Here is an 18,776-nt window from a genome sequence, read left to right as displayed (position 1 = left end):
AAACCCCTAAAATTGCATAGTGATGTCAATCGGCGTTCTTAACGTATGTTTGAAGGTGGGTTCCTCACCGCTTGCAACGTGGCGTTTTGGGATGGATCAGGGGCATGCCGGTTAGAAACAGGTTGAAATTCTTAGCTAGGGCACGACCATGATTGAAAATAAGAAGAAGCCGAATCCGATCGACATCCATGTTGGCAGCCGTATTCGCCTCCGCCGTACGATGCTGGGCATGAGCCAGGAAAAGCTTGGCGAAAGCCTTGGCATCACCTTCCAGCAGATCCAGAAATACGAAAAGGGCACCAACCGCGTCGGCGCAAGCCGCCTGCAGAACATCTCGAACATCCTCAATGTTCCGGTGTCGTTTTTCTTCGAGGACGCGCCCGGCGAACATTCCAGTGCCGGCGGCGGCATGGAAGCCTCCAGCTCGAACTACGTCGTCGATTTCCTGTCGTCCTCGGAAGGACTGCAGCTCAATCGCGCCTTCGTCAAGATTTCCGATCCCAAGGTTCGCCGCAAGGTCGTGGAGCTGGTGAAAGCCCTGGCCGCTGAAGCCGACGCCGACTGAACCAAGACCAGCGCAGAATTCGAAAGGCGGTCGAAAGGCCGCCTTTTTTGCGTTTTTGGGGCAAAATTTGTCACTTTGTCGCAGATATAAAGATATATTTATGTCCTTCTGCGCTTGTCATCGGCCCTCGAACTGAGTACCTACTAGCTGGCTTTTATTCTTTGAGGGGAATCCCGAAATGCGCGCGAATTATCTCTTTACCAGCGAGTCTGTTGCCGAGGGTCATCCGGACAAGGTCTGTGATCGCATCTCCGACGAGATCGTCGATCTGGTCTACCGCGAAGCGGCCAAGACCGGCGTCAATCCGTGGGGCGTGCGCATTGCCTGCGAAACGCTGGCGACGACCAACCGCGTCGTCATCGCCGGCGAGGTCCGCCTGCCGCCGAGCCTGATGAAGAAGGACAAGGACGGCAAAGACGTCATCAATCCTTCGAAGTTCAAGGCTGCCGCCCGCCGCGCCATCAAGGATATCGGTTACGAGCAGGACGGCTTCCACTGGAAGACGGCAAAGATCGACGTGCTCCTGCACTCGCAGTCGGCCGACATCGCGCAGGGCGTCGACAGCGCCGCCGACCAGCAGGGCGACGAGGGCGCCGGCGACCAGGGCATCATGTTCGGTTACGCCTGCCGTGAAACGCCGGATCTGATGCCGGCACCGATCTATTATTCCCACAAGATCCTGCAGCTGCTCGCAGTTGCCCGCAAGAAGGGCGACGGCGAAGTCGCCAAGCTCGGCCCCGACGCCAAAAGCCAGGTGACCGTGCGCTACGTCGACGGCAAGCCGTCGGAAGCAACCTCGATCGTGCTTTCGACCCAGCATCTGGACGAGAGCTGGGATTCGAAGAAGGTCCGCGCCGTCGTCGAGCCCTATATCCGTGAAGCGCTCGGCGAGCTGAAAATCGCTGACGATTGCAAGTGGTACATCAACCCGACCGGCAAGTTCGTCATCGGCGGACCGGACGGCGATGCGGGCCTCACCGGCCGCAAGATCATCGTCGACACCTACGGCGGTGCCGCTCCGCATGGCGGCGGCGCATTCTCCGGCAAGGACACGACGAAGGTCGACCGTTCGGCCGCCTATGCCGCTCGCTACCTCGCCAAGAACGTCGTAGCTGCCGGCCTTGCCGACCGTTGCACGATCCAGCTCTCTTACGCCATCGGTGTTGCTCAGCCGCTGTCGATCTATGTCGACCTGCACGGCACCGGCAAGGGTGTTTTCGAGGATCAGGTCGAAGCCGCGATCCGCCAGAACATGGACCTGTCGCCGTCGGGCATCCGCCGTCATCTCGACCTCAACAAGCCGATCTACGCCAAGACCTCGGCTTATGGCCATTTCGGCCGCAAGGCCGGCCGCGACGGCTCGTTCTCCTGGGAGCGCACCGACCTCGTGAAGGCGCTCAAGGAATCTGTTAAGACCAAAGCCGCTGCATGACGGATATGGAACGCCGGGGGCGGGCGACCGAAGCCTTCTTCGGTCGCCGCAAGGGCAAGGCCCTGCGCGAACAGCAGGCCGAAACGCTGCACAGTCTCCTGCCGGCATTCCTGATCGATCTGTCGGCGGCTCCCCCGGAGCCGCTGACTTCCCTCTTCCCGCTTCCGGTCGAAAGATTGCGGCTGGAAATCGGTTTCGGCGGCGGCGAGCACCTGATCTACCGCGCGCTGGAAAGGTCTTCGACCGGCTTCATCGGCGTCGAACCCTTCGTCAATTCCATGCAGAAGCTGCTGTCGCGCATCGGCGAGACGGGTGCCGCCAATATTCGCGTCTATAATGACGACGCGACGCAGCTGCTCGACTGGCTGCCGGACGGCGCACTCGATCAGGTCGATCTGCTCTATCCCGATCCCTGGCCGAAGCGGAAGCACTGGAAGCGGCGTTTCGTCTCGAAAACCAATCTCGACCGCTTTCATCGCGTGCTGAAGCCCGGCGGCCTGTTCTGCTTCGCCTCCGACATCGATACCTATGTAAACTGGACGCTGATCAAGTGCCGCGACCACGGCGGTTTCGACTGGATAGCCGACAATGCAGCCGATTGGCTGACACCCTATGAGGGCTGGCCGAGCACACGTTACGAGGCCAAGGCGCGCCGCGAGGGCCGGTCTTCGGCCTATCTGACGTTCAGGAAAATCTGAGGCAGCCGGCAAGTCGGCGAACGCGCCTGTGATGTTCTTCGCGAGAGCAATCGCCTGGGACGCTGATCTGATGGTTCCCGACAGCGACAAAAAACCGAACTGAAGGAGTTGCGCCCTGCCTTGCGACGCGTAGGGTTCCGCCGTTGGACCGGTTGCCATTAGCGCTCACGCGACTATTTTCTGTGCTGGCCACCCTCCTCTCAATGGAAGAGAGACAATGACCGGGAGCAAGTCATGTGCCGAAATATAAAACCCCTGTTCAATTTCGATCCGCCAGCGACGGACGACGAGATCCACGATGCCGCGCTCCAGTTCGTGCGCAAGGTGAGCGGAACGACCAAACCGTCGAAGCGCAATGAGGTCGCATTCGAGCACGCGGTCAATTCCATCGCGGCATGTGCCCGCGAGCTGCTCGATTCGCTGGAAACGTCTCAACCTCCTCGTGATCGCGAAGAAGTAGCGGCAAAGGCGCGCGCGAGAACGGCGGTCCGGTTCGCTTAAGGAAACCCTGTCACGCACAAGAGATCTCAATCAAGGCTCAAATGGCCTTGACGGTCAGTGCAGGCTGACCGTCTTCAATTCGTCCTCGGCAGCCTTGAAAAAGGTGCTGGAGCGGTTGTCCGTCAAAAGGATCGGCGTGCCGTCGGCGCCGAAGAGTGCCCAGAGATCGACGTTCGGATCGATATCCGGCGCCTCGGGAAAGCACTTGGCGACCTCATCGGTGCGCATTTTTCTGATATAGGCGACCTCGCCGTTGCCGATGTGGGCAAGCTCGGATTTGGTCAAGTGAGACGTGGCTTCTTTCATCAACATTCCTGTTCCTCCGGGAGAAGGGACCAACGGTTCGACAAACCGTTGTGCTACTGTGAGACCGAAATGTTAATTTTCTTGATCATGCGCGCGGGTTCCGGACGAATTAGATCGACGGAGAGCAGACCGTTCTTCAGGGCCGCACCCAGCACCTGCATCCCGTCGGCAAGAACGAAAGTACGCTGGAACTGACGGGCGGCGATACCGCGATAAAGATAGTCCCGCTCACCCTGTTCGACCTGGCGGCCGCGGATCACAAGCTGGTTCTCCTCAATGGAGACATCGAGTTCCTCCTCGCTGAACCCGGCCACGGCAAGGGTGATGCGCAGACGTTCCGGGGCGCCGGTGTCGGCGGCGATACGTTCGATATTATAAGGCGGATATCCGTCACTCGCCTTGGAAATGCGCTCCAGCGTCTTTTCCATGGCATCGAAGCCCAGAAGCAGCGGACTGGCGAAAGGGGTAATGCGGCTCATCTTTTTTCAAGTCCTTGATGCAAGCGACCATCCCGGACCTCAAGTGCAGCATCCGGATGCCGCTAATATGGGGACAGAATACCGGCGCCGCAAGGCATCGGCCGCGACGTGCCGGCGTCACCTCTCGATTTTAAGGTGATGGCGTCAGGCTCTTTCCTTGACAAAGCGTCAGCTGCCTCGCATCAAAACATGCCCGCGCCGAATGTGCTGATTTGAGACGGGACGTGAAGAAATCGGTACATGCCGATAACATGCAGTGCGAGGATGGAACGATCGGAATGGCAAGCGCAAGAAAGATCATCATCGACACGGATCCCGGCCAGGACGACGCGGCCGCCATCATGCTTGCCTTCGGCAGCCCTGATGAGCTGGAGGTGCTGGGGATCACGACGGTCGCCGGCAATGTGCCGCTTTCGCTCACCAGCCGCAATGCGCGCATCGTCTGCGAGCTCTGCGGCCGGGCGGAGACGAAGGTTTTCGCCGGCGCCGACGCGCCGATCGCTCGCAAGCTGGTGACCGCCGAACATGTGCATGGCAAAACTGGCCTCGACGGTCCGGATCTCGACGAGCCGACGATGGCGCTGCAGCCCGGCCATGCCGTCGACTTCATCATCGAGACGCTGCGCCGCGAGCCGGAAGGCACGGTGACGCTGTGTACGCTCGGGCCGCTCACCAATATCGGCATGGCCTTCCAGAAGGCGCCCGACATCGTCCCCCGCATCCGCGAACTGGTGATGATGGGCGGCGGCTTTTTCGAGGGCGGCAACATCACGCCGGCGGCCGAGTTCAACATCTATGTCGACCCGGAGGCAGCCGATATCGTCTTCCGCTCGGGCGTTCTGATCGTGATGATGCCGCTAGACGTGACGCATCAATTGCTGACCCGCAAGGACCGGGTGAAGCGCATGGCCGAGATCGGCACGGCGCCGGCAAAGGCCATGGTCGAGATGCTGGAATTCTTCGAACGCTTCGACATCGAGAAATACGGTTCCGACGGCGGGCCGCTGCACGACCCGACCGTCGTCGCCTACCTGCTGAAGCCGGAGCTTTTCAAGGGCCGGGAGTGCAATGTCGAGATCGAGGTCCAGTCCGAACTCACGATCGGCATGACCGTCGTCGACTGGTGGCATGTGACCGAGCGCAAGCGCAATGCCAGGGTCATGCGCCAAGTCGATGCGGACGGCTTCTTCAATCTGCTGATCGAACGCTTCGCCCGCATCTAAACTTCGGTTTCCCTTCCTCGAGGAGGAAGGAAACGATCTCAAGCGTCTTTCTCGTCGAAGACGGAGTTGGTTTCGGCTTCGGCCGGCTTCGGACCGCCCTTGGCGACGCCGACCATGGCCGGGCGCAGCACGCGCTCGCCGATGGTGAAACCGGCCTGCACGACCTGCACGACCGTGTTGTTCGGCACGTCCGGGTTCGGCACCTCGAACATCGCCTGATGGAAATTCGGATCGAACTTTTGGCCAACCGGCTCCAGTTTGCGAACGCCGTGGCGTTCCAGAGCCGACAGCATGGCACGCTCGGTCATCTCGACACCCTCGATCAGCGTGCTCAGGCCGGCGTCTGCTGCAGCCTTGGTCTCCGGAGGGATGGCATCAAGCGCGCGGCGCAGATTGTCAGACACGGCGAGCATATCGCGGGCAAAACCCGCCACGGAATAGGACTTGGCATCCTTTACCTCGCGCTCGGTGCGCCGGCGCAGATTGTCCATCTCGGCAGCAAGGCGCAAATAGCGGTCGCGCAGTTCGCCGTTTTCGGCTTTCAGAAGCTCGATCGGGTCCGGCTGGGCGGGCTCTTGCTGCGCAGTTTCGTTCTCGACGTAGGCGGCAGCGTCGGCTGCGGCGTCGGCCGCAGTTGCGTCAGGTCCGTTTTTCGTCGTGTCATCGGTCATGACGGTCTCCGGTTGGTGTCTTCAGATGCGCCCGATATCGAGGTTTGACCGAAAAAAATCAAGTCTGCGTGACAAAGAAGCGAAAATTCCGCGTGACTGATTGCTGCGCATCAAAGCTGATTGCGCGAAAGGCGGGAGACGAGCTGGGCTGTATAGTCCACCATCGGCACGATGCGGGAATAATTGAGCCGCGTCGGACCGATGACGCCGACGGCGCCGACGATGCGATCGTCATCGTCGCGATACGGCGCGACGATGAGCGACGAGCCGGACAGCGAGAAGAGCTTGTTTTCCGAACCGATGAAGATGCGCACGCCCGAACCGCTTTCGGCGAGATTGAGGATCTCGATCAGGCTGTCCTTCTTCTCGAGATCATCGAACAGCAGGCGCAGCCGGTCGAGATCCTCGGCACCAGCGAGCCCTTCGAGCAGGTTGGCGCGACCGCGGATGATCAGCTGCGTCGGCTTTCCCTCGTCCGGGCTGCCGGCCCAGACAGCGATGCCGCGCTCGACCAGATCGCGCGACAGGGCATCAAGCTCGTGACGGACGTCGTCTTTCAGCCGGCTTAATTGTTTGCGGAGCTCCGGCAGGGTCTGGCCGGACATATGGGCATTGAGAAAATTCGCCGCTTCCGTCAGCTGCGAGGAGGTGACGCCCGCCGGCAGCTCGATGATGCGGTTTTCCACCTGATCATGATCGCCGACGAGCACGGCCAGCGCCTTTGTCGGTTCGAGCCGGATGAACTCGACATGTTTCAGCACCGGATCGCTTTTCGAGGTGATGACGAGGCCGGCGCCGCGCGAAATGCCGGATAACATGCGGCTTGCCTCGTTCATCATCGATTCGACGGGATTGCCGCCGCTTTCGGCCCGCACCTGGCGGTCGATGCTGGCGCGCTCCTCGGCCGAGAGGTCGCCGACCTGCATGAAGGCATCGACAAAGAACCGCAGGCCGATCTGGGTCGGCAGCCGGCCGGCGCTGACATGCGGCGAATAGATCAGGCCGAGCTCTTCGAGATCGCTCATGACGTTGCGCACCGAGGCCGGCGACAGCGACATCGGCAGGATACGGGACAGGTTGCGCGAACCGAGCGGCTCGCCGCTCTCCAGATAACCTTCGACGATGCGACGAAAAATTTCCCTGGAGCGCTCGTCCAGCGCAGCTACGGCATCCGAAACCGACGTCGACCTGATGCCCATGAAGCTTTCGAACCCGTGTTGATGATACTTCCCGAAAAGTAAGTCAAACTAACACCCGTGGCAAAAGGGAATTTGCAAATGAGCGCCGCCAATCGTAGAAGCGGTCAAATAAACCCCAGGAGATAAGAATGCGGCCTTCAGGCAGAAAAATCGACCAGATGCGCAAGGTCTCGTTCGAGCGCAATTTTTCCAAGCATGCGGAAGGCTCCTGCCTGGTGAAGTTCGGCGATACGCATGTGCTCTGCACGGCAAGCCTCGAAGAAAAGACGCCGCCATGGTTGCGCAATACCGGCAAGGGCTGGGTCACGGCCGAATACGGCATGCTGCCGCGAGCGACCGGCGAACGCATGAAGCGCGAAGCCGCCGCCGGCAAGCAGGGCGGCCGCACCCAGGAAATCCAGCGGCTGATCGGCCGGTCGCTGCGCGCCGTCGTCGACCTGCAGGCGCTCGGCGAACGGCAGATCACGCTCGATTGCGATGTCATCCAGGCCGATGGCGGCACACGGACAGCCTCGATCACCGGCGGCTGGATCGCGCTTTACGACTGCCTGAAGTGGATGGAAAGCCGCAACATGATCAAGGTCGACCGGGTCCTGAAAGATCATGTCGCCGCCATTTCCTGCGGTATCTTCGCCAGCCAGCCGGTGATCGATCTCGATTACATCGAGGATTCCTCGGCAGAGACCGATGCGAACTTCGTCATGACAGGCACCGGCGGGATCGTCGAGATCCAGGGCACAGCCGAAGGCACGCCGTTTAGCGAAGGCGAATTCACCTCGCTGATGCAGCTTGCCAGAAACGGCATCGGCGAACTCGTGGCGCTGCAGAAGCAAGCCGTCGAAGGATGAACCCCATGCTGGAAGGCATGTTGGAAACGGCGCTCTATGCGCGGGATCTCGATAAGGCCGAGACGTTCTACGAAGACGTTCTCGGGCTTGAAAAGATCGCCCGCGCCGCCAACCGGCATGTCTTCTTCCGCTGCGGGCCGGGCGTTCTCCTGATCTTCAATCCGGACGAAACGGTAAAGCCGCCGGCGCCGGAGGCACTGCAGGTGCCGCCGCACGGCACGATCGGCCAGGGCCATGCCTGTTTCCGGGTATCCGGCCGCAATATCGATGCCATGGCCGAACGGCTGACGGCGGCGGGCGTGGCGATCGAATCCGAAGTGCGCTGGCCGAACGGCGGCCGCTCGATCTATTTCCGCGATCCGGATGGCAACAGCCTGGAATGCGCGGAGGCTAAAATCTGGGGCATCGAACAGGAAATCTGAATGCGCAAGCTTGAAACGAAGACCATCGTCGTCGCCAGCCACAATGCCGGCAAGATCCGCGAGATCCAGGAATTGATCGGGCCGCTCGGCTTCACCGCCAAATCGGCCGCCGAGCTGAACTTCGTCGAACCCGATGAGACCGGCACGAGCTTCGAGGAGAATGCGACGATCAAGGCGGTCGCCTCGGCCAATGCCTCAGGCATGCCGGCGCTGTCGGACGATTCCGGGCTGGTGGTCGATGCACTCGGCGGCGATCCCGGTGTCTACACCGCCAATTGGGCGGAGAAGGCCGACGGCACGCGCGATTTCGATATGGCGATGGCGAAGGTGGAAAAGGCGCTGCAGGATGCCGGCGCGACAAAGCCTGAACAGCGCAGGGCGCGTTTCATCAGCGTGCTCTGCCTTGCCTGGCCGGACGGGCATACGGAGCTGTTTCGCGGCGAGGTGGAAGGCAGCGTCGTCTGGCCGCCGCGCGGCACCCAGGGCTTCGGCTACGATCCGGTCTTCCAGCCCGAGGGCTACGACATCACCTTCGGCGAAATGAGCGGCGAGGAAAAACACGGCTGGAACGTCGGCAAGCCGCAAGCGCTGTCGCACCGCGCCCGCGCCTTCAAGCTCTTTGTCGAAACCTGCCTGGAGGCATAAGGTCGGTCCGTGGTCAATTTCGATACGCCAAGCACCTCGCGCGACGCGGCTCTGCTGCCTGATACCGGCGAGCCGGGCTTCGGCGTCTATGTGCATTGGCCCTTCTGCGCGGCGAAGTGTCCTTATTGCGACTTCAACAGCCATGTGCGCCACCAGCCGGTGGATCAAGAACGCTTTACATCAGCTTTCTTGAAGGAGATGGCGGCGGTCCGGGCGATCAGCGGACCGAAGACGGTGACGAGCATCTTCCTCGGCGGCGGCACGCCTTCGCTGATGAAGCCGGAAACGGTCTCCTCCATTCTCGACGGCATTGCGCAGCACTGGCATGTGCCTGCCGGCATCGAGATCACCATGGAGGCCAACCCTTCGAGCGTCGAGGCCGAACGCTTCCGCGGCTACCGGGCGGCCGGCGTCAATCGCGTCTCGCTCGGCGTGCAGGCGCTGAACGACCGGGATCTGAAATTCCTCGGCCGGCTGCATGATGTCGCCGACGCTCTGAAGGCGATAAGGCTGGCGCGCGACATCTTTCCGCGCATGTCCTTCGACCTGATCTATGCCCGGCCGGAGCAGACGGTCGAGGAATGGGAAAAGGAACTGAAGGAGGCTATCTCCCATGCGGTCGACCATCTTTCGCTCTATCAGCTGACCATCGAGGAGGGCACGCCCTTCTACGGCCTGCACAAGGCCGGCAAGCTGATCGTACCGGACGGCGAGCAATCGGCAGTGCTCTACGAGGCGACGCAGGAGATCACCGCGCGCGAGGGCATGCCGGCCTATGAGGTTTCCAATCATGCCCGGCCGGGGGCCGAAAGCCGGCATAACCTGACCTACTGGCGCTACGGCGATTATGCCGGCATCGGCCCAGGCGCCCACGGCCGGCTGACGCGTGGCCCCGAGAAGCTCGCGACGGCGACCGAACGCAAGCCGGAAACCTGGCTCGACATGGTCGAGCGTGACGGGCACGGCATTCTCGACGAGGAGCGGCTCGGCTTCGAGGAGCAGTCCGACGAGCTGCTGCTGATGGGGCTGCGGCTGAGAGAAGGTGTCGATCTCGCCCGCTGGCAGCAGCTTTCGGGCCGTGACCTCGACCCCAAACGCGAGGAATTCCTGCTCGAACACAAATTCATCGAGCGGATCGGTAATTCACGCCTGCGCTGCACGCCATCAGGCATGCTGATCCTCGATTCCGTCGTCGCCGATCTCGCCTGCTAACGCGGCGGGCTGGATTTGCAGCGCGGCGGCATTGACATCACCGCCGCGCAGGCACGTCTCAGCCGTGACTACTGCATAATTCCTTAAATCGAGATCGATTTAAGGATAAAATTATGCAGCATTCAAAGTGCTACAGCGTCCTTTGCGCGTCTGAATAGACGCGCGGCGCTGTAGTGGCGCCCGCCTTGAAGAGGCTGCCGGTCGGCGTCTTCAGGAACATCTCCAACGGAATATGCTCCTGGTGCAGGAAACCGGTCGCCGGTAGCAGACCGTCGCGGACCATCTCGATGACGGCGACGACGGAGGCTGACGTCGTCCAGGCGATCGCCGTGCGGCGCGCGCCGGCAATCTCGATCGGGTAATAGGCGCGCACGAACTCCTTGCGGCGCAGGCTGCCATTCTCGGTGCCCTCGGCGGCGACATGGACATAGACGACATCGTCTTCAACCGGCGGCTTGGCATTGGTCAGGATCTCGCCGGCGAGCTTGCGCTTGTCGCGCATCAGCAGCTCGTGGAAGAAGAAGTTCATCAGCTCCATATGGCCGGGATAACGCATGGTCTTGTAATCGAGATTGTCGATCTTGCCGAGCATGGTGTCGCACATGGTGCCAAGGCCGCCCGACGTCGTGAAGGCTTCGAGCTTGACGCCACCGACATAGACGGTCTCGTGCCACTCCATCGGCGAGACGAGCTTGCGCACACCGCCCTCGATGACCTCGCAGTCGTTCAGATATTCGTTGACGACGCCCTCGGGCGACCAGTTGAAGGCGTAGCCGAGCAGCCCGGTCGGATGCTGCGGCAGGGCGCCGACGCGCATGCGGATCGACCGGCAGCGATCGAAGCCGTCGGCCAGGCTTGCGCCGACGATGCCGACGAAACCCGGCGCCAGGCCGCATTGCGGTGCCATCAGGCCGCGGGCGGTCTTCGACAGCTCGATGATGAAATTGGTTGTGGGAACGTCTTCGGTCAGATCGAAATAATGAATGCCGGCAAGATGGGCGGCGCGCGCCAATTCGATGTTCAAATGATAGGGCAGGCAGGAGAGCACCGCCTCGACATTCGAGAGCAGTTCGCCGATCACCTGCGGGTCGGAGATATCGCCGGTGCGGCACTTGAAGGGGACGTCACTCAGCGGCAATTGCGCGTCGACGCCGATGACCTCGAAGCCGCCTTCATGCAACAGCGTCGCCGCCAGCCGTCCGACCTTGCCCAGGCCGAGAACGGCGATCTTTTCGAAACTCATTCATTCCTCCCACGCGCCGTTTGGCGCTTCAGTCTTTGACATGCACGTCATGCGCGGGAGGTATAGAATAAAAAACTTATAAAGGAAAACGGCCGGAATCGCTTCCGGCCGTTGATTTTTCGCAAAAACTATCGATTATTCGTTGATCAGCCGCTTCAGAAGCTCGACTTCGTGCGAAAGCTTGGTGTCTCCCGAAATCAGTTCCTCGATCTTGCGCACGGCATGCAGCACGGTCGTGTGATCGCGCCCGCCGAACCGGCGGCCGATCTCCGGGAAGGAGCGCGGCGTCAGCGTCTTCGACAGATACATGGCGATCTGGCGCGGCTTGACGATGACGCGGGTGCGGCGGTTCGACACCAGTTCCTGGCGCGAGACGTTGTAGTGCCTTGCGACGATGCGCTGGATATCCTCGATGCGCACACGGCGGGGCTCGCCGGAGCCGACCAGATGGGCGAGCAGTTCGTCGACGCGTTCGATCGACAGGTTCGGCTCGAAGGAACGGCGGAAGACCAGCTGGTTGAAGGCGCCTTCAAGTTCGCGGCCGCTGGCCGTGACGTTGCGGGCGACATGCTGGAGCAGTTCGGCCGGAATGTCGAGCGACGGATCTTCGAGCCGGGCGACAGCCAGGCGACGCTTGAGGATTTCGAGACGCATCTCGTAATCCGGCGCGTCGAATTCGATCGCCACACCGCCCTGCAGCCGCGAGCGAACGCGGGGGTCGAGCGACTCCAGCTCCCAGGGCGCACGGTCGGCGGCAACGACGACCTGCTTGGCGCTGTCGAGCAGCATGTTCAGGAGATGGCAGAATTCATGCTGGATCATCTTGCCCTGCAGGAACTGCATGTCGTCGATGATCAGGAGATCGATATTGCGCAACGAATCCTTCAGCGTCAGCGCATCATTGTCGCGGATCGCGGTGGCAAAGCGCCACATGAAATATTCGGCCGTCAGATAGACGACGCGCAGAGCCCGCGGGTTCTGCACCGCCGCATTGGCGACCGCCTGCAGCAGGTGGGTCTTGCCCAGGCCGACGGTCGAATGAATGAAGAGCGGGTTGAAGCGCACGGCGCCCTGACCAGCTTCCGCAATCGTCTTTGCAGCCGCAAGTGCGACCCGGTTCGAGCTACCTTCGACGAAGGTGTCGAAGGTAAAACGGCTATCAAGCGGCGAACCGAAGAGCGGCGAGCCAAAGCTTGCTGGCCTTGCGGCGGCAACAGCCGAAACCGCCTGTTGGACGGCCTGACCGGCCGGCTGCGCGCTTGTCGGGCGGCGCATCTGCGTGGGGGCGGCTGGTTCCGGCGCGACCGCCTCATCGAGTGCCTTGGTGCCGTGGCGCGTTGCCGTGCGCACCAGGACTTCGATTTTCAGAATTTCCGGATCCTCGGCCTGGAACAGACCGGTGATGAGATCGAGATAACGATTGTTGATCCACGACTTCAGGAAGGTCGTGGGAACCGAAAGGCGAACCACGCTCTTCGATACCGAATGCAGCTTCAGCCTGGCAAACCAGCTGGCATAGACGTCAGGACCGACCTGGGCCTTCAAGCGCGCGCTGACGCGCTCAAACAAAATGCTCTGCTTCATTTCCGCCTTTGCTTCGCCCACTTCGAGGCGAATGGAGCCGAACGCTTGCGGTGCCGCATCCCCATTGTCGAGCCCGCCCGTCGTCATCGTATTCATCTGCATAATGCCGCCTTTCAATTCCACCGGGCGGCATCCGCTAAAACAGCCGCCCGATCAATCCCCGCTTTGGCGGGCTGACGGATCCTCATGAGCCGCTCGCCTGCCGGTTCACTCAAAACACTGGCCCCTCAACGGGACCGACGCAGAACTCCGTTGCAGGGGCCGCATTCATGCGGCAACCTTCATCGGCCTTCCGTGTCAGGCTGGCGGTCGAACCTCGTTTTCGGCCGACCAGCCCGAACGCAATATTACTTTACCTTCTCCGGCGGCCTCGCCTTAAACGTGTGGCCGCTGAAGGCACAAAACATCCCCGCTCCGTAACAGCCACGTTACGGCTCAAATCCGTCGAGTGCTTGAAAAAACGAAAGCGCAGGGCTCCGTAACAAAAGGCACAAACTCATCGCCCTGCCGACGTGGCAGTTAAAACCGAGCCTCTGCAGGTGATGTCCGCGCCCTCTGTTGGAAGCCATTTAGGCAGGATCAAACGGCAATATCAACGATGAATTTTACGCAAAATTAACAAGCGGCCATTGACTCGGCCTGCCCTTTTCGGGCGTCACACCAGCGTCAAAAAAGAATCGCAGTTGAATCAAAGAGATTCCCCCGTTCGGGCTATTTTGACACGCATTGAAAGAAAAAAAATAAAATCCTCTTGACTCCCCTGTGGTCCGGGAAGCTTGGGGCAGAGTCGCGCAGTGCAAAAGCATCCTTGCGCAAGACTTTGTTTTTAAACAATTTTTCCTGTCATGGCGCTGACACGTAACAGTCTTGAGATTAACCATGCAGGGGCTGATCGGTTGAATCGAAAAAGCCCGGTAAAATTACCGGGCTAATCATAAAGAAGAAGTCGTTAACGGAAGATTACGCGGTCGTGGTGACCGAAAGAGCCTTCACACGAGCGGCCAGGCGCGAGACCTTGCGAGATGCCGTGTTGGAATGCAGCACACCCTTGCTGGCAGCGCGGGCAAGCTCGGGCTGAGCCGCCAGGAAAGCTTCCTTCGCCTTGGCGGCGTCACCGGAGGCGATGGCCTCTTCGACCTGGCGAACGAAAGTACGAACGCGCGAGCGACGAGCCTTATTGACGTCGGTACGGCGGGCGATCTTGCGGGTCGCTTTTTTCGCCGAAGTTGTATTGGCCATGGATGCCTCTCTCAAGAATTCGAACAAACTCCGCCATTACCGCGGGCCCTGCGGCCACAAAATCCAGCAATGCGGGAGCAATCGCGGAAAACCAAACCGGCTTTCCGAACCGTGGGCGGGCATATAACTCTAAAGCCGGCCCACGTCAACGCGGATTTTCAAGCTTTACCACCAGCAAGCGCCTAAAAGCATTCAACGGTGCGTAAAAGCCGGTTTGCGCTTCTCGACGAAGGCCGCCATGCCTTCTTTCTGGTCTTCCGTGGCAAAGAGGCTGTGGAACAGGCGGCGCTCGAAACGCAATCCCTCCTCCAGCGTCGTCTCGAATGCGCGGTTGACCGCCTCCTTGGCCATCATCACCGAGGGGCGCGACAGCGAAGCGATCTTTTCGGCGGCCGCCAGCGCCTCGTCGAGCAGACGCTCGGACGCGACCACACGCGAAACGAGTCCCGATCGTTCGGCTTCCGCCGCATCCATCATGCGGCCGGTCAGGATGAGATCCATTGCCTTCGACTTGCCGACGGCGCGCGTCAGCCGCTGCGAGCCGCCCATGCCGGGAATGACGCCGAGGGTGATTTCCGGCTGGCCGAACTTCGCCGTCTCCGAGGCGATGATGAAATCGCACATCATGGCGAGCTCGCAGCCGCCGCCGAGCGCAAAACCGCTGACGGCAGCGATCACCGGCTTGCGTGCCTTGGCGACCTCATCCCAGCCGCTGATGAAATCACTCTTATAGATATCGGCGAACTCAAGCGGCTGCATCTCCTTGATATCGGCGCCGGCAGCAAAGGCGCGCTCGGAACCGGTCAGCACGATCGCGCCGATCGCCTCGTCGGCGTGGAAGGCGGCATAGGCCTCCTTCAGTTCCTTCAGGACGGTGGAATTCAGCGCGTTCAGCGCCTGCGGGCGGTTTAGCGTGACGAGGCCGACATTGCCTCGGGTTTCGACGATCAGGGTCTCATAGGCCATGCTGTTCTCCCGGTTTCTCACTCTTGCTTCTGGCAGGCTTAGTTCTGGCAGGTGGCGCAATAGAAGGTGGAGCGACCCGCCTGGACGATGCGGGCGACCGTACCGCCGCAGCCGGGCGTGCGGCAAGCCTGACTTTCGCGATCATAGACGGAGAAGGAATGCTGGAAATAACCGAGCGATCCGTCGGTCTGGATGTGGTCGCGCAGCGATGATCCGCCGGCGGCGATCGCTTCGGCGATGACGTCGCGGATCGAGGCGACGAGCAGGTCAAGCTGCGCCTTCGGCCGGCCAGTCGCCGTTACCAGCGTACCGGCGGCGCGGATCGGCGAAAGATGCGAGCGCCACAGCGCCTCGCACACATATATATTGCCGAGACCGGCAATGTTCTTCTGGTCAAGCAGCGCACTCTTCAGCGGCTGCGCCTTGTCCCGAAAGCGTTCGGCCAGATAGGCGGCGCTGAGCTCGTTTCCTGTCGGCTCCGGGCCGAGATCGCGAAAGAAGGGATGGGCGGCGAGATCGGCACGTCCCACCATATCCATGAAGCCGAAACGGCGCGGATCGTTATAGACGACGCGGCGCGGGCCGCTTGTGCCTTCCAGATGGAAGACGACGTGATCGTGCTTCTCGTCCTTCGAGCGGGCATGGTGGAATTCGCCCGGCACGCCGGAGGCGGCACCCTCCTCAATGCGGCCTTCCTCAATGCGGAAAGAACCAGACATGCCGAGATGCGAAATCAGCGTGTTGCCGTCGTCGAGATCGACCAGCAGATATTTGGCGCGGCGGCCAAGGCTGACGATGGTGCGGCCGGAAACCCTGTCCGCGAAAGCATCGGGAAAGGGGAAGCGCAGATCGCCGCGGCGCAGCTCCAGTCTGGTGACGCGCGTGCCCTCCATCGCCGGCGTCAGGCCGCGTTTCACCGTTTCGACTTCTGGCAATTCCGGCATCTTAACCCATCTATCTCTAACGTGTTTCAACAAACGACGATGTGCGCTATAGCGCCAGTGTGCCGCGGAAAACGCGGCCCAGTGATAACGTCGCGCGCGGTCTTTCGCTATGGCCGTCGCGCCCGAATCGTCAGGAACGGAGCAGTCTGATGTCAGAAAGCCGCACTTCCGCCGATGGCGGCATGGAGACCTCCTACGGCTTCCGCGAGGTGCCTGACGGCCAGAAGCAGAGCCTGGTCAACCAGGTGTTCCACAAGGTCGCCAAGCGCTACGACATCATGAACGACGTCATGTCGATGGGCATGCACCGCGCCTGGAAGGATGCGATGATCTCGGCGCTGAACCCGCGCAAGGAGCCTGGCTACAAGGTGCTCGACGTCGCCGGCGGCACTGGTGATATCGCCTTCCGCATCGTCGAGGCTTCGGGAAGACAGGCGCATGCCACGGTGCTCGACATCAACGGTTCGATGCTCGGCGTCGGCGCCGAGCGGGCGGAAAAGAAGAAGCTTTCCGGCAATCTCACCTTTGTCGAGGCGAATGCCGAGGAACTGCCTTTCGAGGCAGGCAGCTTCGACGCCTATACGATCGCCTTCGGCATCCGCAACGTGCCGAGGATCGATGCGGCGCTGTCTGAAGCCTATCGCGTCTTGAAGCGCGGCGGGCGGCTGCTGGTGCTGGAATTTGCCGAAGTCGATATGCCGCTTCTCGACAAGATCTACGACGCCTGGTCATTCAATGCCATTCCGCAGTTCGGCAAGGCGATCACCGGCGATGCCGAACCCTACCAATATCTGGTGGAATCGATCCGCAAGTTCCCGAACCAGGAGAATTTCGCGGCAATGATCCGCCAGGCCGACTTTTCGCGCGTCACCTTCACCAATTATACCGGCGGCATTGCCGCACTCCATTCCGGCTGGAAGCTCTGAGGCATGACGCAGGCCACACGCTTTCCTTCATTCCTGTCCTTGGCCGCCCCTTCGCAAGCAGGCCAGCCTGCATGAGCACTTTCGGCGCCTATTTCCGCCTTTGGCGCGTCGGCTGGGTGCTCGTGCGTGAGGGTGTCGTGTCAGCCCTTCCTTCCGAAGGGCTGCCGCCTCCGGTCGCGTTCGCCAAATCCTTCGTCACGATTTTCGAGCGAAGCAAGGCGCGGCATCAGAAGCGCAGCGACCGGTTGGCCCAGGCTGTCGAGCGGCTCGGTCCTTCCTATGTGAAGATCGGGCAGTTCCTGGCGACGCGGCCGGATGTCGTCGGCGTCGAATTCGCCAACGACCTGTCGCAGCTTCAGGACCGGATGGCCTTCTTTCCCTCGGCCGCCGCCAAGGCCAATATCGAGGGCTCGCTCGGACGGCCGATCGGCGAACTCTATGCGAGCTTCGGCGATCCGATCGCCGCCGCCTCGATCGCGCAGGTGCATCCGGCCGAGGTCGATAGTGCCGAGGGCCGGAAGAAGGTCGCCGTCAAGATCGTGCGCCCCGGCGTGCGCCAGCGCTTTGCCCATGACATCGAGGCAATGTATCTCGTTGCCCATATGCAGGAGCGTTTCCTGCCGTCCAGCCGGCGGCTGCGGCCGGTCGAGGTGACGAAGACACTGGAGCAGACGACCAAGGTGGAGATGGATCTTCGCCTGGAGGCGGCCGCCCTTTCCGAGATCGCCGAGAATACCGAACGGGATCCCGGCTTTCGCGTGCCGAAGGTCGACTGGGAACGCACCGGGCGCGACGTCATCACCATGGAGTGGATCGACGGCACGAGGATGTCCGATGTCGACGGCCTGCGCGCGGCAGGCCACGATCTCAACCTGCTTGCCGATACGCTGATCCAGTCGTTCCTGCGCCACACGCTGCGCGACGGCTTCTTCCATGCCGACATGCATCCGGGCAATCTCTTCGTCGATGCGGGCGGCATGATCGTCGCCGTCGACATGGGCATCGTCGGGCGGCTGGGCAAGAAGGAGCGGCGGTTCCTCGCCGAAATCCTCTATGGCTTCATCACCCGCGACTATATCCGCGTCGCCGAGGTGCATTTCGAGGCCGGCTATGTGCCCGGTCACCACAATGTCGAGAGCTTCGCCCAGGCGATCCGGGCGATCGGCGAGCCCATCCATGGGCAGCCGGCCGAGACGATCTCGATGGGCAAGCTGCTGACGCTGCTTTTCGAAGTGACCGAACTCTTCGACATGGCGACACGGCCGGAGCTGGTGATGCTGCAGAAGACCATGGTCGTGGTCGAAGGCGTGTCGCGCATGCTCAATCCGCGCTTCAACATGTGGAAGGCCTCCGAACCTGTCGTCGGCGACTGGATCCGCACCAATCTTGGTCCGAAACGGATCGCCACCGATCTCAAGGACGGGCTGAAAGCGGCGGTCAAGCTCGCCGAAGCCGTGCCGGAAATCGCGGCAAAAACCGAAAAATTCCACCATCAGCTGCTGTATATGAGCGAACATGGACTGCGTTTCGATAATGAGACGGCGGAGGCGATCGGCAAGGCCGAAGCGCGGCACAACCGCTCGGGCAGGATTGCGCTGTGGATCATCGCATTGACGCTTGTCTATATTGCCTGGATGCTGAGCTGACCGCCTGCCAAAAACATGCGGTGTTCG

General features: G+C 61.2%; 20 protein-coding genes. 11 read left to right on the top strand and 9 right to left on the bottom strand.

Translation table 11 applies throughout. The annotated features are described in order from the left end of the window. Positions 1-148 precede the first annotated feature (148 nt). The 4 genes from FY112_RS27655 (at position 149) to FY112_RS27640 (ending at position 3,196) form a co-directional block, all read left to right on the top strand. Positions 149-565, top strand: coding sequence for a helix-turn-helix domain-containing protein (locus FY112_RS27655; protein WP_003544853.1), 417 nt, complete (start codon positions 149-151; stop codon positions 563-565). A 178-nt stretch (positions 566-743) separates the two neighbouring features. After that, complete coding sequence (gene metK / locus FY112_RS27650; protein WP_017958694.1) at positions 744-1,997, top strand: methionine adenosyltransferase; 1,254 nt, start codon at positions 744-746, stop codon at positions 1,995-1,997. Beyond that, positions 1,994-2,695 (top strand): tRNA (guanosine(46)-N(7))-methyltransferase TrmB, encoded by a 702-nt coding sequence (locus FY112_RS27645; RefSeq protein ID WP_151519758.1) that lies wholly within the window; start codon positions 1,994-1,996, stop codon positions 2,693-2,695. The genes metK and FY112_RS27645 overlap by 4 nt, the downstream gene beginning before the upstream one ends. 234 nt (positions 2,696-2,929) lie before the next feature. Next, entirely contained in the window at positions 2,930-3,196 is a 267-nt protein-coding gene (locus tag FY112_RS27640; protein ID WP_017958692.1) for a DUF2277 domain-containing protein, read from the top strand. 54 nt (positions 3,197-3,250) lie between these two features. Here the strand turns inward: FY112_RS27640 and FY112_RS27635 are convergent, their stop codons facing one another. Continuing rightward, a complete protein-coding gene (locus FY112_RS27635; protein ID WP_003544838.1) occupies positions 3,251-3,508 on the bottom strand; it encodes a DUF1150 family protein in 258 nt (85 codons plus the stop codon). A gap of 47 nt (positions 3,509-3,555) precedes the next feature. Continuing rightward, positions 3,556-3,981, bottom strand: a complete 426-nt coding sequence (locus FY112_RS27630; RefSeq protein ID WP_151519757.1) for an Hsp20 family protein — start codon at positions 3,979-3,981, stop codon at positions 3,556-3,558. 278 nt (positions 3,982-4,259) lie between these two features. Between FY112_RS27630 and FY112_RS27625 the strand changes: the two genes are divergently transcribed. After that, complete coding sequence (locus FY112_RS27625; protein ID WP_151519756.1) at positions 4,260-5,204, top strand: nucleoside hydrolase; 945 nt, start codon at positions 4,260-4,262, stop codon at positions 5,202-5,204. 38 nt (positions 5,205-5,242) lie between these two features. On the opposite strand, the gene grpE is transcribed toward FY112_RS27625, so the two are convergent. Further along, complete coding sequence (gene grpE, locus FY112_RS27620) at positions 5,243-5,875, bottom strand: nucleotide exchange factor GrpE (protein WP_003544834.1); 633 nt, start codon at positions 5,873-5,875, stop codon at positions 5,243-5,245. A gap of 110 nt (positions 5,876-5,985) precedes the next feature. Continuing rightward, positions 5,986-7,074, bottom strand: a complete 1,089-nt coding sequence (gene hrcA / locus FY112_RS27615; RefSeq protein WP_012755759.1) for a heat-inducible transcriptional repressor HrcA — start codon at positions 7,072-7,074, stop codon at positions 5,986-5,988. 128 nt (positions 7,075-7,202) lie between these two features. Between hrcA and rph the strand changes: the two genes are divergently transcribed. Genes rph through hemW form a run of 4 tightly spaced genes read left to right on the top strand, consistent with a single transcriptional unit; the run spans position 7,203 to position 10,201 of the window. Further along, positions 7,203-7,922, top strand: coding sequence for a ribonuclease PH (gene rph, locus FY112_RS27610; protein WP_017958689.1), 720 nt, complete (start codon positions 7,203-7,205; stop codon positions 7,920-7,922). Then, positions 7,919-8,344, top strand: a complete 426-nt coding sequence (locus FY112_RS27605; RefSeq protein ID WP_151519755.1) for a VOC family protein — start codon at positions 7,919-7,921, stop codon at positions 8,342-8,344. Before rph ends, FY112_RS27605 begins: the two co-directional genes overlap by 4 nt. Continuing rightward, the gene (gene rdgB / locus FY112_RS27600) at positions 8,345-8,989 is read left to right on the top strand and encodes an RdgB/HAM1 family non-canonical purine NTP pyrophosphatase (protein WP_094086844.1); all 645 of its coding nucleotides are present in this window, start codon (positions 8,345-8,347) and stop codon (positions 8,987-8,989) included. Positions 8,990-8,998: 9 nt separating this feature from the next. Further along, positions 8,999-10,201 (top strand): radical SAM family heme chaperone HemW, encoded by a 1,203-nt coding sequence (gene hemW / locus FY112_RS27595; protein ID WP_151519754.1) that lies wholly within the window; start codon positions 8,999-9,001, stop codon positions 10,199-10,201. A 130-nt stretch (positions 10,202-10,331) separates the two neighbouring features. Here hemW and FY112_RS27590 read toward each other — a convergent pair whose 3' ends face one another. The 5 genes from FY112_RS27590 to mutM all read right to left on the bottom strand — a co-directional run bounded on the left by FY112_RS27590 (position 10,332) and on the right by mutM (position 16,177). Further along, positions 10,332-11,444 (bottom strand): saccharopine dehydrogenase C-terminal domain-containing protein, encoded by a 1,113-nt coding sequence (locus FY112_RS27590; RefSeq protein ID WP_017958685.1) that lies wholly within the window; start codon positions 11,442-11,444, stop codon positions 10,332-10,334. A gap of 135 nt (positions 11,445-11,579) precedes the next feature. After that, the gene (gene dnaA / locus FY112_RS27585) at positions 11,580-13,130 is read right to left on the bottom strand and encodes a chromosomal replication initiator protein DnaA (protein WP_151519753.1); all 1,551 of its coding nucleotides are present in this window, start codon (positions 13,128-13,130) and stop codon (positions 11,580-11,582) included. Between the two features lie 858 nt (positions 13,131-13,988). Then, the gene (gene rpsT, locus FY112_RS27580) at positions 13,989-14,267 is read right to left on the bottom strand and encodes a 30S ribosomal protein S20 (RefSeq protein ID WP_003544819.1); all 279 of its coding nucleotides are present in this window, start codon (positions 14,265-14,267) and stop codon (positions 13,989-13,991) included. A gap of 192 nt (positions 14,268-14,459) precedes the next feature. Further along, positions 14,460-15,233: an enoyl-CoA hydratase gene (locus FY112_RS27575; protein WP_151519752.1), complete on the bottom strand. Its 774-nt coding sequence runs from the start codon at positions 15,231-15,233 to the stop codon at positions 14,460-14,462. A gap of 38 nt (positions 15,234-15,271) precedes the next feature. Then, positions 15,272-16,177 (bottom strand): bifunctional DNA-formamidopyrimidine glycosylase/DNA-(apurinic or apyrimidinic site) lyase, encoded by a 906-nt coding sequence (gene mutM / locus FY112_RS27570; protein ID WP_151519751.1) that lies wholly within the window; start codon positions 16,175-16,177, stop codon positions 15,272-15,274. 149 nt (positions 16,178-16,326) lie between these two features. On the opposite strand from mutM, the gene ubiE reads away from it, so the two are divergent. Further along, on the top strand, positions 16,327-17,103 hold the full coding sequence (gene ubiE, locus FY112_RS27565) for a bifunctional demethylmenaquinone methyltransferase/2-methoxy-6-polyprenyl-1,4-benzoquinol methylase UbiE (protein ID WP_151519750.1): 777 nt from the start codon (positions 16,327-16,329) through the stop codon (positions 17,101-17,103). A 71-nt stretch (positions 17,104-17,174) separates the two neighbouring features. After that, the gene (ubiB, locus tag FY112_RS27560; protein WP_151519749.1) at positions 17,175-18,749 is read left to right on the top strand and encodes a 2-polyprenylphenol 6-hydroxylase; all 1,575 of its coding nucleotides are present in this window, start codon (positions 17,175-17,177) and stop codon (positions 18,747-18,749) included. Positions 18,750-18,776 lie beyond the last annotated feature (27 nt).

The organism is Rhizobium sp. PEPV16, assembly GCF_008919455.1.
Lineage (GTDB): Bacteria > Pseudomonadota > Alphaproteobacteria > Rhizobiales > Rhizobiaceae > Rhizobium > Rhizobium leguminosarum_Q.
Note: the sequence above shows the minus strand (reverse complement) of the source record. Positions and strands in the feature narration are given on the sequence as shown.

Excerpts from the sequence above, each read along its gene's own strand:
- metK (WP_017958694.1), top strand. The coding sequence starts at position 744 with ATGCGCGCGAATTATCTCTTTACCAGCGAGTCTGTTGCCGAGGGTCAT.
- FY112_RS27625 (WP_151519756.1), top strand. The coding sequence starts at position 4,260 with ATGGCAAGCGCAAGAAAGATCATCATCGACACGGATCCCGGCCAGGAC.
- rdgB (WP_094086844.1), top strand. The coding sequence starts at position 8,345 with ATGCGCAAGCTTGAAACGAAGACCATCGTCGTCGCCAGCCACAATGCC.
- FY112_RS27575 (WP_151519752.1), bottom strand. The coding sequence starts at position 15,233 with ATGGCCTATGAGACCCTGATCGTCGAAACCCGAGGCAATGTCGGCCTC.
- FY112_RS27640 (WP_017958692.1), top strand. The coding sequence starts at position 2,930 with ATGTGCCGAAATATAAAACCCCTGTTCAATTTCGATCCGCCAGCGACG.
- FY112_RS27630 (WP_151519757.1), bottom strand. The coding sequence starts at position 3,981 with ATGAGCCGCATTACCCCTTTCGCCAGTCCGCTGCTTCTGGGCTTCGAT.
- FY112_RS27605 (WP_151519755.1), top strand. The coding sequence starts at position 7,919 with ATGAACCCCATGCTGGAAGGCATGTTGGAAACGGCGCTCTATGCGCGG.
- mutM (WP_151519751.1), bottom strand. The coding sequence starts at position 16,177 with ATGCCGGAATTGCCAGAAGTCGAAACGGTGAAACGCGGCCTGACGCCG.
- FY112_RS27590 (WP_017958685.1), bottom strand. The coding sequence starts at position 11,444 with ATGAGTTTCGAAAAGATCGCCGTTCTCGGCCTGGGCAAGGTCGGACGG.
- grpE (WP_003544834.1), bottom strand. The coding sequence starts at position 5,875 with ATGACCGATGACACGACGAAAAACGGACCTGACGCAACTGCGGCCGAC.
- dnaA (WP_151519753.1), bottom strand. The coding sequence starts at position 13,130 with ATGCAGATGAATACGATGACGACGGGCGGGCTCGACAATGGGGATGCG.
- rpsT (WP_003544819.1), bottom strand. The coding sequence starts at position 14,267 with ATGGCCAATACAACTTCGGCGAAAAAAGCGACCCGCAAGATCGCCCGC.
- FY112_RS27655 (WP_003544853.1), top strand. The coding sequence starts at position 149 with ATGATTGAAAATAAGAAGAAGCCGAATCCGATCGACATCCATGTTGGC.
- ubiB (WP_151519749.1), top strand. The coding sequence starts at position 17,175 with ATGAGCACTTTCGGCGCCTATTTCCGCCTTTGGCGCGTCGGCTGGGTG.
- FY112_RS27635 (WP_003544838.1), bottom strand. The coding sequence starts at position 3,508 with ATGTTGATGAAAGAAGCCACGTCTCACTTGACCAAATCCGAGCTTGCC.
- hrcA (WP_012755759.1), bottom strand. The coding sequence starts at position 7,074 with ATGGGCATCAGGTCGACGTCGGTTTCGGATGCCGTAGCTGCGCTGGAC.
- ubiE (WP_151519750.1), top strand. The coding sequence starts at position 16,327 with ATGTCAGAAAGCCGCACTTCCGCCGATGGCGGCATGGAGACCTCCTAC.
- FY112_RS27645 (WP_151519758.1), top strand. The coding sequence starts at position 1,994 with ATGACGGATATGGAACGCCGGGGGCGGGCGACCGAAGCCTTCTTCGGT.
- rph (WP_017958689.1), top strand. The coding sequence starts at position 7,203 with ATGCGGCCTTCAGGCAGAAAAATCGACCAGATGCGCAAGGTCTCGTTC.